Here is a 13,117-nt window from a genome sequence, read left to right on the forward strand (position 1 = left end):
ACACTGCCCGGCATGAGCGAAGAGCGCGGTGAGCACGGCGAAGTGAGCCTGCGGGGGGTCACGGACGACGACCTGTTCGTCTTCCTCGCCCATGAGCACGACCCGGAGGCGCTCCGGCGGTCGCGGTTCACCCCACGCCCGCGGGACGCCTTCCTGCGGCACTGGCGCGAGCGTGTGCTGGGAGATCCGGACTGCCTGGTGCGGACGGTCACCCTGGACGGCGAGGTCGCCGGGAGCGTCGTCTCCTGGACGGAGGGCGAGCGGCGGTTCGTCGGATACTGGCTCGGGCGGCCCTACTGGGGCCGCGGCGTCGGCACCCGCGCGCTCGGCCTGTTCCTGGAGATGGATCCCGTACGGCCGTTGTACGCGGACCCTTTCGGCGGCAACACCGCCTCCGTCCGCCTGCTGGAGAGACACGGATTCCGGCGGGCCGGCACCGTCCGGCACGGGGAGGACGAGCACGTCCTGCTCGTCCTCGGCGGCCCGGCGGCGACCGGGTGAGGACGGTCCCCGCCACGCATGCCGTCGGGTGGGCGGAAAAACAGCAGGCCAGGGGCGGTCGCGTCCTGTGATCATGGACGGTATGGCAGTGAAGCGTTCGTTCGAAGACCTCGTGGCCGAGGGCGACGCCGTACCCACCGAGGGGTGGGATTTTTCCTGGTTCGAGGGGCGGGCGAGCGAGGTGCGGCCTTCGTGGGGCTACGCCGCGTCGGCGGGGAAGCGGCTGGCCGGTGCCGGTGCCGTGCTCGACATCCAGACCGGCGGCGGTGAGGTGCTGGACTTCGCGCTGGGCAGGGCCGAGCCGGCGCGGCCGGTGCTGGCCGCCGCGACGGAGGGCTGGCCGCCGAACGTGGCCAAGGCCACCGCCCTGCTGCGGCCGCGCGGGGTGGTGGTCGTCGCCGCCGCGGACGACGCGCCGCTGCCGTTCGCCGCGGGGACCTTCGATCTCGTGCTCAGCCGCCATCCGGTGCGCCCGTACTGGGACGAGATCGCCCGGGTGCTGCGGCCGGGTGGCGCGTACTTCGCCCAGCATGTCGGGCCGGCCAGCGTCTTCGAGCTGGTCGAGTACTTCCTCGGGCCGCAGCCGGAGGAAGTGCGCGCCGGCCGGGACCCCGAGCGGGAGCGGGCCGACGCCGAGGCGGCCGGCCTGGAGGTGGCCGGCCTGCGGGCGGAGCGCCTGCGCATGGAGTTCCACGACATCGCCGCCGTCGTCCACTTCCTGCGCAAGGTGGTGTGGATGGTCCCGGATTTCACGGCGGAGGCGTACGAGCCGCAACTCCGTGCGCTGCACGAGCGGATCGAGGAGGAGGGACCGTTCGTGGCGCACAGCACCCGGCATCTCTTCGACGTCCGCAAAGCGGCCCGCTGACGGCCGGGGAGACCCTTGCCCCGGGTCTTCCCGAGGTTTCCACATCGTTATCTCACTGGGTTCACATCCGCCTCACCGGTCACGTAAGTTCAGACCAATGTAATTCGCGCCAGCAAAGCTGCGCGGGGGGCACCGCGCAGCGGAGGGGGCTGCGCGGTGCCACTGAAGCAGAGCGATCCTTCGGCGCTGCCGTAGCGGAACGGTCAAGTCATCGTTCGCCGGCCGGGTAGCCCATCGGAGGGACCCCGGCGTGGCTCGCCGACACGCCCCCAAGATGGCGTAAACCCTGCGGATCCTTCCGAATCCTTTCGCATCCGGCCGATTTTCCTGGGATTCTGCTGTGAATCGGCGTGCGGCACCCCTGAATCCAGCATTCCGCAGCCACCGCGGCGTCGCCGGACGATTCCGGAGAGTAGTTGTGCCACGCCGATGCACCCACGATCCCTCACGAAGGGTTATGGTGGAAACCCCCCCTCGGGCCGGTCCGTCTCCCCCCCACGGACCGGCCCGTTTTTCGTTCCCCACCGACGGCGGGCCCCGCTCGGGGACCTCCGGAGGCTTCTGCCGGGAACTTCCGGAACCTCCCGGCGGGGGCCGAGCGTCCCATCCCAGGGGCGCCCCATCCCCAAGCCCCGAGCCGGAACCAAGCCCTCAGCGGGGGTAGGCTCAACGGCTCCGCCACCTATCACCCCCGCGCCACCCCCGGAGGGCCACGTGAACCTGCGCGACAACCTGCGCAGCCTGCTCGTCAGGCTCTACGCACGCCGGGTGGAGGGCCACCTGGACCACGCTCAGGTGCCCAAGCACATCGGCGTCATCATGGACGGCAACCGCCGCTGGGCGAAGGCGTCCGGCTCCACCACCGTCCACGGCCACCGGGCCGGTGCGGACAAGATCGAGGAGTTCCTCGGCTGGTGCACCGAGACCGACGTCGAGGTCGTCACCCTGTGGCTGCTGTCCACGGACAACTTCGACCGGCCGCAGGAGGAACTCGTCCCGCTGCTCGGCATCATCGAGGACGTCGTCCGCACGCTCGCCGCGGACGGCCGCTGGCGCGTGCACCACGTCGGCACGATGGACCTGCTGCCGGGCGGCATGCAGCGCACCCTGAAGGAAGCCGAGGAGACCACCGCCCACATCGACGGCATACTCGTCAACGTGGCCATCGGCTACGGCGGCCGGCAGGAGATCGCCGACGCCGTCCGTTCCATGCTGCTCGACGCCCACGACAAGGGTGTGACGGTGGGGGACCTCGCCGAGTCCGTCGACGTCGACATGATCGGCCGTCATCTCTACACCGGCGACCAGCCCGATCCGGACCTCGTCATCCGCACCAGTGGCGAGCAGCGGCTGTCCGGATTCATGCTGTGGCAGACCGCGCACTCCGAGTACTACTTCTGTGAGGTCTTCTGGCCGGCCTTCCGGAAGGTCGACTTCCTGCGCGCCCTGCGCGACTACGCCGCACGTCACCGCCGTTACGGCGGCTGAGGCGCACCGAACGCCCCGTCGGCCGCCCGGCCGGCGGGGCGTTCGGCGTACCCCGGTTCGGCAGGATGTAACAAGGAGTTCACCGGCACGCCGATGGCCGCTTTTGCATGGCGGTGCATGTTCGAGGGCATACAGCAAGCAGGTCGACACCCGAACCACGGGTGTCGGATCTCAGCGGGCGGCACGGGGCCGTCCGCCCGGGAGGCCCTTTGCACGAGCCCGACCGTGCGGTCACTGCACGGAAGCAGCCGCGGAGGGCCGGTCGTCGGCCCGCCGTCCGCGGGGGCCCGGCACCGGCCGTGGTTCCCCCACCCTCCCGGCCCGGCTTCCACTTCGTCGCTCCCTGACCTCATCCGAGGGGGTACGTCCTTCCGTGGTGACCAGCACAAAGCGCCACAAGCCAGACCGGCGCACCTATGTTCTCGACACCAGCGTCCTGCTGGCCGACCCGAACGCCCTGTCCCGCTTCGACGAGCACGAGGTCGTGCTCCCCGTCGTGGTGGTCACGGAGCTGGAGGCCAAGCGGCACCATCCGGAACTCGGCTACTTCGCCCGACAAGCGCTGCGCCTGCTGGACGACTACCGGGTGAAGTACGGCCGCCTCGACGCCCCCATCCCGATCGGGGAACTCGGCGGGACGATCCGGGTCGAGCTCAACCACTCGGACCCCAGCGTGCTGCCCACCGGCTACCGCCTCGGGGACAACGACTCGCGCATCCTCGCGGTGGCCCGCAACCTGCAGGCCGAGGGGTACGACGTCACCGTCGTGTCGAAGGACCTGCCCCTGAGGATCAAGGCGTCCTCGGTCGGTCTGCTCGCGGAGGAGTACCGCGCCGAACTCGCCATCACGGAGAACTCCGGCTGGACCGGGATGAGCGAACTCACCCTGTCCGGGGAACAGGTGGACATCCTCTTCGAGGAAGGGCATCTGTACGTTCCCGAGGCCGCCGAGCTGCCCGTGCACACCGGCCTGACCATCCACTCCGAGCGCGGCAAGGCGCTCGGCCGGATCACCGCCGAGGGAAACGTCCGCCTGGTGCGCGGCGACCGCGAGGCGTTCGGCATCAAGGGCCGCAGCGCCGAGCAGCGCATCGCGCTCGATCTGCTGCTCGACCCGGACGTCGGGATCGTCTCGATGGGCGGCCGGGCCGGCACCGGAAAGTCGGCGCTGGCGCTGTGCGCGGGCCTGGAGGCGGTGCTGGAGCGCCGCCAGCACCAGAAGGTGATGGTCTTCCGTCCGCTCTACGCGGTCGGTGGACAGGAGCTGGGATATCTGCCCGGCACCGAGGCGGAGAAGATGAGCCCGTGGGCGCAGGCCGTCTTCGACACGCTGTCGGCGGTCACCAGCCGCGAGGTCATCGAGGAGGTCACCGCGCGCGGGATGCTGGAGGTGCTTCCGCTCACCCACATCCGCGGCCGCTCGCTGCACGACGCCTTCGTGATCGTGGACGAGGCGCAGTCACTGGAAAGGAATGTCCTGCTGACCGTTCTGTCCCGAATCGGCGCCAATTCACGGGTTGTTCTGACTCATGATGTGGCACAAAGGGACAATCTTCGCGTCGGGCGCTACGACGGTGTGGTCGCCGTCGTTGAGAAGCTGAAGGGGCATCCACTCTTCGCCCATGTCACCCTGACTCGGTCGGAGAGGTCCCAGATTGCGGCGCTTGTGACCGAAATGCTGGAGGACGGTCACATCTGACCTCACCTGCACAGCAGTTGGCGCCGTCCGGCAAAGGCCAAGAGCCTAGCCGGGCGGCGCCTTGGTGTGTGGGGCTTTCCGGAAATCCCCTGGGCCAAACGGGATGTGAGCTTTCACACTCAACGCAGAATTGCCACCCGGCGTCCGGTTACGGCAGAGTCTCAGTCCTGTCAGGCCCCGCATACGACACACCTGTACCCCCAGCGGTACAGCACCACAGAAGCACCATCAACTCCATAGAGTTCGTCGTATGCCGCCCGCGCACCACGCGGCGCTCCCTCCGGGGAGTTGCCCACCGGGCCCGCGCCTCCCGTGACCCCGCAGTTGGGAGGCCAGTGTCAGGGGCACGATTGCGTCCGCCAGGGTCACCGAAGCGGGCGATGCTGGAAGGAAACCGTGTGAGCCGGATTTCGGTCCGGGGATTCGCAGTGGCCTCGGCCACCGCGGTCACCGCCGTCGGGAGCGTCGTCGGAGTTGCCTCGGGCAGCGTCGCGCAGAACAACGACGCCGAGCCGACGGCCGCCGACACCACGCTCCTCGCGGACATACCCGCGGGTCAGCAGGCCCAGGTCCAGTCCGCGTCCCTGACGCAGCAGGCCGACGCCCAGGCCATCGCCGCCGACGCGAGCGCCAAGAAGGACGCCGAGGAGGCGGCCCGCAAGGCAGCCGCCGAGTCCGCGATCGCCAAGAAGGCCGCGGCCGAGAAGGCGGCCAAGGACGCCAAGGCGCGCATCGAGGCGAAGGCGGCGGCCAGCCGCGACAGCGCGCGCGACTCCTCCAGCTTCCCCGTCCAGAGCAGCTACACCGTCGCCCAGATCCAGGCGATGGCGCGGCAGATGGTGGCGGGCGACCAGTTCCAGTGCTTCAGCAACATCGTGGACCACGAGTCCAGCTGGAACTACCACGCGACCAACGCCTCCTCCGGTGCCTACGGTCTCTTCCAGGCCCTGCCCGCCGGTAAGTACGCCTCCGCCGGCGCCGACTGGCAGACCAACCCGGCCACCCAGATCAAGTGGGGCCTCAACTACATGAACAGCCGGTACGGCAGCCCCTGCCAGGCCTGGTCGTTCTGGGCGGCGAACCACTGGTACTAGGCCGGTCGGCCCGCTCAACCCCGCGCAGCCCCTCCCCGTCCTCAGGGGAGGGGCTTTCGCCATGTACGGTCGTACCCGAACACCTCCAGGGGGGAGGAGAGGTGGCGAACACGCGAGGGCGCGGGGGAAGAGGACGGATCATGTCGCGAGTGCCAGGGTGGCTCGGCAAGCTCGGTGCCGGTCTCACCGAGATGAGCGAGCGCCTGAACGAGCGCCGTGCGGAGGTGGAGCGCGAGTCCGCTCCGGAGTCCTCGGACACCTCGCGGCCCCCGTCGCACCTCGCGGACCCCGACGATCCCGTCGTCGACGCCGTCGTACCGCCCGCCCGCCGGCCGGTTGCTCCGTCCGGCCCCCGTCCCGACCCCGCCCAGGCCGTGCCCTGGGGTGTGCGGGTGGCGGCCGAGGCCGGCTGGCGACTGCTGGTCCTCGCCGGCACCCTCTGGGTCCTCATGCGGGTCATCAGCGCGATCCAGCTGGTGGTGTTCGCTTTCGTCATCGCGCTGCTCGTCACCGCGCTGCTGCAGCCGACGGTCGCCCGCCTCACCCGCCGCGGAGTGCCGCGCGGCCCGGCGACCGCGCTCACCGCGATCAGCGGGTTCGTCGTCATCGCGCTGATGGGCTGGTTCGTGACCTGGCAGGTCATGGAGAACATCGACACGCTCTCCACCCAGATCCAGTCCGGCATCGACGACCTGCGCGACTGGCTGCTGAAGAGCCCGTTCCACGTCACCGACAAGCAGATCAACCAGATCGCCAAGAACCTGCGTGAGGCGATCGGCGCCAACGCCGACCAGATAACGTCCGCGGGCCTGGAGGGCGTTCAGGTCATCATCGAGACCCTCACCGGCATCCTGCTGGTGTTCTTCTCGACGCTGTTCCTGCTCTACGACGGCAAGCGCATCTGGGAGTGGTTCCTGAAGCTGGTGCCCGCCGCCGCCCGCCCGGGTGTGGCCGGCGCCGGTCCGCGCGCCTGGCGCACGCTGACCGCCTACGTCCGCGGCACGGTCCTGGTCGCTCTGATAGACGCGATCTTCATCGGCATCGGCATCTACTTCCTCAACGTGCCGATGGCCGTCCCGCTGGCCGTCTTCATCTTCCTGTTCTCCTTCATCCCGCTCGTCGGCGCGGTCGCCTCCGGCGCGCTCGCGGTGATCGTGGCGCTGGTGACCCAGGGTGTCTTCACGGCCGTCATGACCCTGGTGGTGGTCCTCGCGGTCCAGCAGATCGAGGGCCACGTCCTGCAGCCGTTCATCCTGGGCCGCGCGGTGCGCGTCCACCCGCTGGCCGTCGTCCTCACGGTGGCGGCCGGGGGCATGGTGGCCGGAATCGGCGGCGCCGTGGTCGCCGTACCGCTGGTCGCGGTGACGAACACCGTGGTGGCGTACCTGCGGCAGTACTCGGAGGAGCTGCAGCGGCAGAAGGCCGCCGCCGCGCCCACGGACGCATTCGCCGCGCAGGACGCGGAAGACCCCGCCGAGCGGAACGCGGAAGACCCCGCCGAGCAGAACGCGGAAGACCCCGCTCACCAGGGGTGAGCGGGGCCTTCGCGGGACCGTCTACTCGGCCAGCACGGCCTCGGCGTCCAGCGTGACGCCGACCGCCTGGATCACCGAGGCGATCTTGAACGCCTCCTGGACGACCTCGCGCTCGACGCCGGCCTTGCGCAGGACCTGCTCGTGCGAGTCCAGGCACATGCCGCAGCCGTTGATCGCGGAGACCGCGAACGACCACAGTTCGAAGTCGACCTTCTCCACGCCCGGGTTGCCGATGACGTTCATCCGCAGGCCGGCGCGCAGAGTGCCGTACTCGTGGTCCGACAGCAGGTGGCGCGTCCGGTAGAAGACGTTGTTCATCGCCATGACGGCGGCGGCCGACTTGGCGGCCGTGTACGCCTCCGGCGTGAGGTTCGCCCTGGCCTCCGGCTCCAGCTCACGCAGCACGATCGGGGAACGGGAGGCGATGGCGGTCGCCAGCACCGTGCCCCACAGCTGCTGCGCCGGCAGGTCGGAGTTGCCGATGACCGAGCCCAGGTTGAGCTTCAGGTCCTTGGCGTAGTCCGGGACGCGGGACTTCAGCGAGTCGAGCGACATGGGTCACTCACCAGCCAGCAGCGCGACCGGGTCCAGGGTGTTCTCTCCCTTGTTCCAGTTGCACGGGCACAGCTCGTCGGTCTGCAGGGCGTCCAGCACCCGCAGGACCTCCTTGGGGTTACGGCCCACGGAACCGGCGGTGACCATGGTGAACTGGATCTCGCGGTTCGGGTCGACGATGAAGACGGCACGCTGCGCGAAGCCGTCCTCGCCCTCGATGCCCAGGTCGCGCATCAGCTCGTGCTTGGAGTCGGCCATCATCGGGAACGGCAGGTCGGTCAGGTCCGGGTGGTCCTTGCGCCAGGCGTGGTGGACGAACTCGGAGTCACCGGAGAAGCCGAGGACCTGGGCGTCGCGGTCGGCGAACTCGTCGTTCAGCTTCCCGAACGCGGCGATCTCGGTCGGGCAGACGAAGGTGAAGTCCTTCGGCCATGCGAACACGACCAGCCACTTGCCCTCGTAGGACTTGTGGTGGATCTGCTCGAACTCCTTGCCCTTCTCCAGCGAGACGCAGGCGGTCAGTTCGAACTCGGGGAACTTGTCACCGACAGTGAGCACACGCTCTCCTTGCAGCGAGGAAACACCCCTTTTGAGGATGTTTCCCATGGGTTGGACTGTGTCGATGTTGGCACAGGGTGCATTGATTAGGGAAATAGCTACACTTGGTCACGTTGATTGGATGTGGTTATCAGTGACCTTGGGTAACGGAAAGCGGAGGCAGCCGAGCCTCTCCCAGCTGCGGGCGTTCGCCGCCGTGGCCGAGCATCTGCACTTCAGGGACGCGGCGGCCGCCATCGGGATGAGCCAGCCCGCCCTGTCCGGCGCGGTCTCGGCGCTGGAGGAGACCCTGGGCGTGACCCTCCTCGAGCGTACGACGCGCAAGGTGCTGCTCTCGACCGCCGGCGAGCGGCTGGCCGTGCGCGCGAAGGCGGTGCTGGACGAGGTCGGCGCGCTGCTGGAGGAGGCCGAGGCGGTCCGGGCCCCCTTCACGGGCGTCCTGCGCCTCGGAGTGATCCCCACGGTCGCGCCGTACCTGCTGCCCACCGTGCTGCGACTGGTCCACGAGCGCTATCCGCAGCTGGACCTGCAGGTGCACGAGGAGCAGACCGCCAGCCTCGTGGACGGCCTGGGCTCCGGCCGCCTCGACCTGCTGTTGCTGGCGGTGCCGCTCGGCGTGCCCGGGGTCGTCGAACTCCCGCTGTTCGACGAGGACTTCGTGCTCGTCACCCCGCTCGACCACTGGCTCGGCGGCCGCGAGGGCATCCCGCGCGAGGCGCTGAAGGAGCTCAACCTGCTGCTCCTGGACGAGGGCCACTGCCTGCGCGACCAGGCCCTCGACATCTGCCGGGAGGCCGGCCGCGAGGACGCGCCGGTGACCACGACGGCCGCCGGGCTCTCGACGCTGGTCCAGCTGGTCGCCGGCGGTCTCGGCTGCACCCTGCTGCCGCGCACCGCGCTGAAGCTGGAGACGACGCGCAGCAGCCAGCTGCTCACCGGGTACTTCGCCGAGCCGGCACCGACCCGCCGCGTTGCCTTCGCGATGCGGACGGGGGCGGCGCGCTCCGCGGAGTACGAGGAGCTGGCCGGGGCTCTGCGCGGGGCCCTGGGCTCGCTCCCGGTGCGGGTCACCGCGGACTAGCGCCCGGGCCCGCCGCACTACTCCGTGCGCAACCCTTCCGGCCGCATCAGCCGTACCAGCGGTGGCAGGCTCAGCAGGGTGACCGTGAGGACCACCGCCGCACCGGCGCCGGTCATCGACAGCACGCCCGACCAGTCCACGGACAGGGACGCGCCCGCCATCTCCAGCAGCACCGTGCCGAGGGTCAGCCCGACGGCCGCGGCGAGCAGCAGGCCCAGGGCGACCGGGATCGCCGTCTGCCACAGCACCGACATCCCGAGAGTGCGCCGCCGGGTGCCGAAGGCGACCAGCGCCGACAGCAGGCGTCTGCGCTCGCGCAGCTGCTCCAGCTGGGAGACCAGCAGACTCGCGCCGATCAGCGCCAGTACGCAGATGGCGCCGGCGAACGTACCGGTGCGGATGGAGGTGAACTGCTTCGACCGTTCGGTGCTCGACCACACCATCGCGTCCGCCAACGGGTCCACCGCCGCGGCCGTGTTGCGGACGTACTCGTCCGTGTCCGGCACGGACTCGTCGAGCTTGAGGTACACCGCCCCGGACAGGAGGCGGCTCATCCGGTCGGGCACGGCGGCCGGTGTCAGCAGGATGCCGTTGTCCTTGGTCCCGTTGGGCCCGGTGATCGCGCGGGCCTGCTTCAGGCCGGCCGGCACGGTCCAGAGGACGTCCTGGCCCCGGCCCGTACCGTTGACCGTGTCGATGTGGAGCCTGCGGCCCGGCCGGCCGAGCTCGGCCGTCCGGTCGTCGCCGTCCCCGCCCGTGGCCACGAAGACGTCCCCGTCGCGGCAGGACGTCAGCCGCGCCACCTGCCGCAGGGAGTCGCAGGTGCCGACGGTCGCCTCCACCGTGGCGTTCGGCCCGCGCTTCCAGTCCCGGTCGCCCAGCTCGGTGCTGCCCAGCGCGGTCGCCTTCCGCACGCCCCTGGTCGCGGAGAACCTCTCGGCGGCCGTCAGGAAGGGCACGCCCCGCGGCAGGTTGACCTGCATCTGCACCCGGTCGGTGTCCTGCGCGGTGCTCTTGGTGTAGTCGCCCTGGACGCCCGCGAACAGCATCTGCATCGCGATCGCCCCGGCCACCGCGACCGCGATGCCGTTGACCATGCGGGCCGCCGAGTCGCTCTTCAGCTGCAGCCGTCGTACCGCCAGTTGCCAGGCCATGCCGCCGCGGCCCAGCCGGGCCACCACCGCCTCCACGATCCACGGCAGCAGCACGGTCACGCCGAGGAGCAGCAGCAGGACACCGCCGATCACCAGGTACTGGTTGAAGTTGCCGTTCGAGCGGCCCTGCCCGATCATCGGGGCGAGCATCGCCAGACCACCCAGCGGCAGCAGCAGCCGCCACCACAGCCGGCGGCGCCGCTGCTTGGCGGAGCGGACCACGCCCAGCGGCTCGATGGCCACCCCGCGCAGCGCGAACAGCGTCACCAGTACCGCCGCCGCCGGGACGGCGACCGCGACCAGGGCGGCCAGCGCGGGCGTGGGGTTGAGATAGCTGGGGAACACGCTGATGCCCAGGATCTCCACCGAGCCCGCGAGCTGCCGGCCGAGCAGGAAGAAGGCGGTGCCGAAGACCAGCCCGACCAGCGATCCCGCGAGCGCCTCGCCCGCCGCGATCCGCCGGGTCATCCGGATGTCGGAGCCGACCAGCCGCAACGCGGCCAGCCTGCGGTCGCGCCGCTCACCGCCGAACCGTACGGCGGTGGCGATGAAGACGGCGACCGGCATCAGCAGCACCACGAAGACGACCAGCACCAGCAGGATCAGGACCGGGTCCAGCGTGTTCGACGACCCCGACGCCTGCGGGTGCCCGAACTCGCTGATGCGGGCCGTGCCGTAGCCGTCGATGCGCGAGGCCAGGTTCTTCGCGCCGGCGTAGTAGGCGAGTTCGCGCGAGCCGACGAGCCCGGACTCACCGATCGTCCCGGCGATCCGGTACGGCAGCCGTGCCCGCAGCAGCTTCCCGGCACCGGAGCCGAGCAGTTCCTTCAGCGCGGGCGAGACCACCATCTCGCCCGGCGCCGGGTAGGTCGACAGGCCCGGTGCCATCGGTGCCCGCGGGCCCTCCGGCTCCACCAGCCGGCCACGGACGTCCTCGCCGTGGTACGTCGTGTCGGAGTCGGAGATCACCAGGGTGTTCGCGGCCTTCGGCCGCTTGGGGCCGTAGGTGTAGTCCAGGCGCGCCTCGTCGCGGTCGTGGCGCACCGCCAGCGCGTTCGGGACGGCGGTCGTCAGCAGGAGCAGCGCCACGCCGAGCCCGACGCCGACCGCCGTCAGCAGGACCCGGATCCAGCCCTCCCGCCCGCCGGTGACGGCGAACCGCACCCCCATGCCGAGGTCCCTCGACCATTGGCGGGCATTCATACGATGCGCTCCATGTCCCGCGACCTGCCGTCACGTACGACGATCTCCCGGTCGGAGTAGGCGGCCACCCTGGCCTCGTGGGTGACCAGGACGACCGCCGCGTTGGTGGAGCGGGCCGCGTCCGTCAGCAGTTCCATGACGCGCTCGCCGTTGAGGGAGTCGAGGGCGCCGGTCGGCTCGTCGGCGAACACCACGCGCGGCCCGGTGACCAGAGCCCGGGCCACCGCGACCCGCTGCCCCTGGCCGCCGGAGACCTCGCCGGGCCGCTTGCCCCTGAGATCGTCCACCTCCAGGCGTTCCATCCAGGTGAGCGCGGCCCGCTCGGCCTCCTTGCGGGGGCGGCCGTTCAGCCGCAGCGGCAGCGCCACGTTCTCCACACAGGTCAGCTCGGGCACGAGCTGGCCGAACTGGAAGACGAACCCGAACTCGCTGCGGCGCAGCGCGCTGCGTGCGGCGTCGCTCATGCCGCTCAGTTCACGGCCGTCGTAGACGATGGAGCCGGAGTCCGGCGGGACGATGCCGGCGAGGCAGTGCAGCAGCGTCGACTTGCCGGAGCCGGAGGGGCCCATCACGGCGACGACCTCGCCGGGGTGGATGGAGAACTCGGCACCGTCGAGGGCGAGGGTGGGGCCGTACGCCTTGCGCAGGTCCTCGGCGGCGAGCAGGGAGCCGGGGGGAGCGGTCACCGGGCCACCTCCGCGCGCAGCTTGTCGAGGCGCGCGGCGGTCAGTTCCAGCCAGCGCAGGTCGGCCTCCAGGTGGAACAGGGCGTGGTCGCAGACCAGCTGGTCCGCGAGGTCGCCCTTGCGCTTGCGGTCCGTCAGGATCCGCATGCTGCGCAAGTGCTCGGCACGCTGGGTGTCGAGGATGTCGGCCGCGTCGCGGTGCGTGAGGAGCGCGAGGACGACCTTGGTGTAGAGGGTCGACTGGAGGTACTCCTCCGGCTTCTCCGGGGTGGCGAGCCAGCGCTCGACATCCGTGACGCCGGCGTCGGTGATGGCGTACCGCTTCCGCTCGGGGCCGCCGCCCGCCTCGATGCCGTCGACTTCCACGAGGCCGTGCTTCAGCAGCCGCGACATCGTGGAGTAGACCTGGCCGTAGTGCAACGGCCGGTCGTGACCGAACTTCTCGTCGAAGGCCCGCTTCAGGTCGTAGCCGTGACGCGGACCCGACTCCAGGAGCCCCAAGAGGGTGTGACCGATGGACATGTCCAGCACTCTACACATGGTGTATACGCGGCATGTATACGCGGAGTGGGGAGACCATGGCGTGCTGTACCGAGGTGCAGGTGGGAACCGATTGTCACGGTTCCGAAACAGGCGGCCCGCCTCCGGCGGATGCCGCGACGCCCGCGGCGACGAGCCCACACTTCTGCGGCCCGA

At 70.4% G+C, this 13,117-nt stretch carries 12 protein-coding genes; 7 read left to right on the forward strand and 5 right to left on the reverse strand.

The features are described from left to right. Positions 1–12 precede the first annotated feature (12 nt). The 6 genes from ABZ919_RS07855 to ABZ919_RS07880 all read left to right on the forward strand — a co-directional run bounded on the left by ABZ919_RS07855 (position 13) and on the right by ABZ919_RS07880 (position 7,185). Positions 13–501 (forward strand): GNAT family protein, encoded by a 489-nt coding sequence (locus tag ABZ919_RS07855; RefSeq protein WP_361243916.1) that lies wholly within the window; start codon positions 13–15, stop codon positions 499–501. Positions 502–583: 82 nt separating this feature from the next. Continuing rightward, positions 584–1,369: a methyltransferase domain-containing protein gene (locus ABZ919_RS07860; protein WP_361243918.1), complete on the forward strand. Its 786-nt coding sequence runs from the start codon at positions 584–586 to the stop codon at positions 1,367–1,369. Positions 1,370–2,083: 714 nt separating this feature from the next. Then, the gene (locus tag ABZ919_RS07865) at positions 2,084–2,857 is read left to right on the forward strand and encodes an isoprenyl transferase (protein ID WP_361243920.1); all 774 of its coding nucleotides are present in this window, start codon (positions 2,084–2,086) and stop codon (positions 2,855–2,857) included. 373 nt (positions 2,858–3,230) lie between these two features. Further along, positions 3,231–4,556, forward strand: a complete 1,326-nt coding sequence (locus ABZ919_RS07870) for a PhoH family protein (protein WP_361243922.1) — start codon at positions 3,231–3,233, stop codon at positions 4,554–4,556. Positions 4,557–4,954: 398 nt separating this feature from the next. Further along, positions 4,955–5,650 (forward strand): transglycosylase SLT domain-containing protein, encoded by a 696-nt coding sequence (locus ABZ919_RS07875; RefSeq protein WP_361243924.1) that lies wholly within the window; start codon positions 4,955–4,957, stop codon positions 5,648–5,650. A gap of 140 nt (positions 5,651–5,790) precedes the next feature. Then, the gene (locus tag ABZ919_RS07880) at positions 5,791–7,185 is read left to right on the forward strand and encodes an AI-2E family transporter (RefSeq protein ID WP_361243926.1); all 1,395 of its coding nucleotides are present in this window, start codon (positions 5,791–5,793) and stop codon (positions 7,183–7,185) included. 21 nt (positions 7,186–7,206) lie between these two features. Here the strand turns inward: ABZ919_RS07880 and ABZ919_RS07885 are convergent, their stop codons facing one another. Both ABZ919_RS07885 and ABZ919_RS07890 read right to left on the reverse strand, forming a co-directional pair. Beyond that, positions 7,207–7,740, reverse strand: a complete 534-nt coding sequence (locus ABZ919_RS07885; protein WP_361243928.1) for an alkyl hydroperoxide reductase — start codon at positions 7,738–7,740, stop codon at positions 7,207–7,209. Positions 7,741–7,743: 3 nt separating this feature from the next. Further along, positions 7,744–8,298, reverse strand: a complete 555-nt coding sequence (locus ABZ919_RS07890; RefSeq protein WP_361243930.1) for a peroxiredoxin — start codon at positions 8,296–8,298, stop codon at positions 7,744–7,746. Between the two features lie 121 nt (positions 8,299–8,419). Here ABZ919_RS07890 and ABZ919_RS07895 point away from each other — a divergent pair, with 121 nt between their 5' ends. Next, entirely contained in the window at positions 8,420–9,379 is a 960-nt protein-coding gene (locus tag ABZ919_RS07895) for a LysR substrate-binding domain-containing protein (RefSeq protein WP_361243932.1), read from the forward strand. Between the two features lie 17 nt (positions 9,380–9,396). Here ABZ919_RS07895 and ABZ919_RS07900 read toward each other — a convergent pair whose 3' ends face one another. From ABZ919_RS07900 to ABZ919_RS07910, 3 genes are read right to left on the reverse strand one after another with little or no spacing between them, the layout of a single operon-like run. Next, a complete protein-coding gene (locus ABZ919_RS07900; RefSeq protein WP_361243934.1) occupies positions 9,397–11,736 on the reverse strand; it encodes an FtsX-like permease family protein in 2,340 nt (779 codons plus the stop codon). Continuing rightward, positions 11,733–12,422, reverse strand: a complete 690-nt coding sequence (locus ABZ919_RS07905; protein ID WP_361243936.1) for an ABC transporter ATP-binding protein — start codon at positions 12,420–12,422, stop codon at positions 11,733–11,735. Before ABZ919_RS07905 ends, ABZ919_RS07900 begins: the two co-directional genes overlap by 4 nt. Next, positions 12,419–12,943: a PadR family transcriptional regulator gene (locus ABZ919_RS07910; protein ID WP_361243938.1), complete on the reverse strand. Its 525-nt coding sequence runs from the start codon at positions 12,941–12,943 to the stop codon at positions 12,419–12,421. Before ABZ919_RS07910 ends, ABZ919_RS07905 begins: the two co-directional genes overlap by 4 nt. Positions 12,944–13,117 lie beyond the last annotated feature (174 nt).

Source organism: Streptomyces sp. NPDC046759, from assembly GCF_040645475.1.
Taxonomy (GTDB): Bacteria; Actinomycetota; Actinomycetes; order Streptomycetales; family Streptomycetaceae; genus Streptomyces.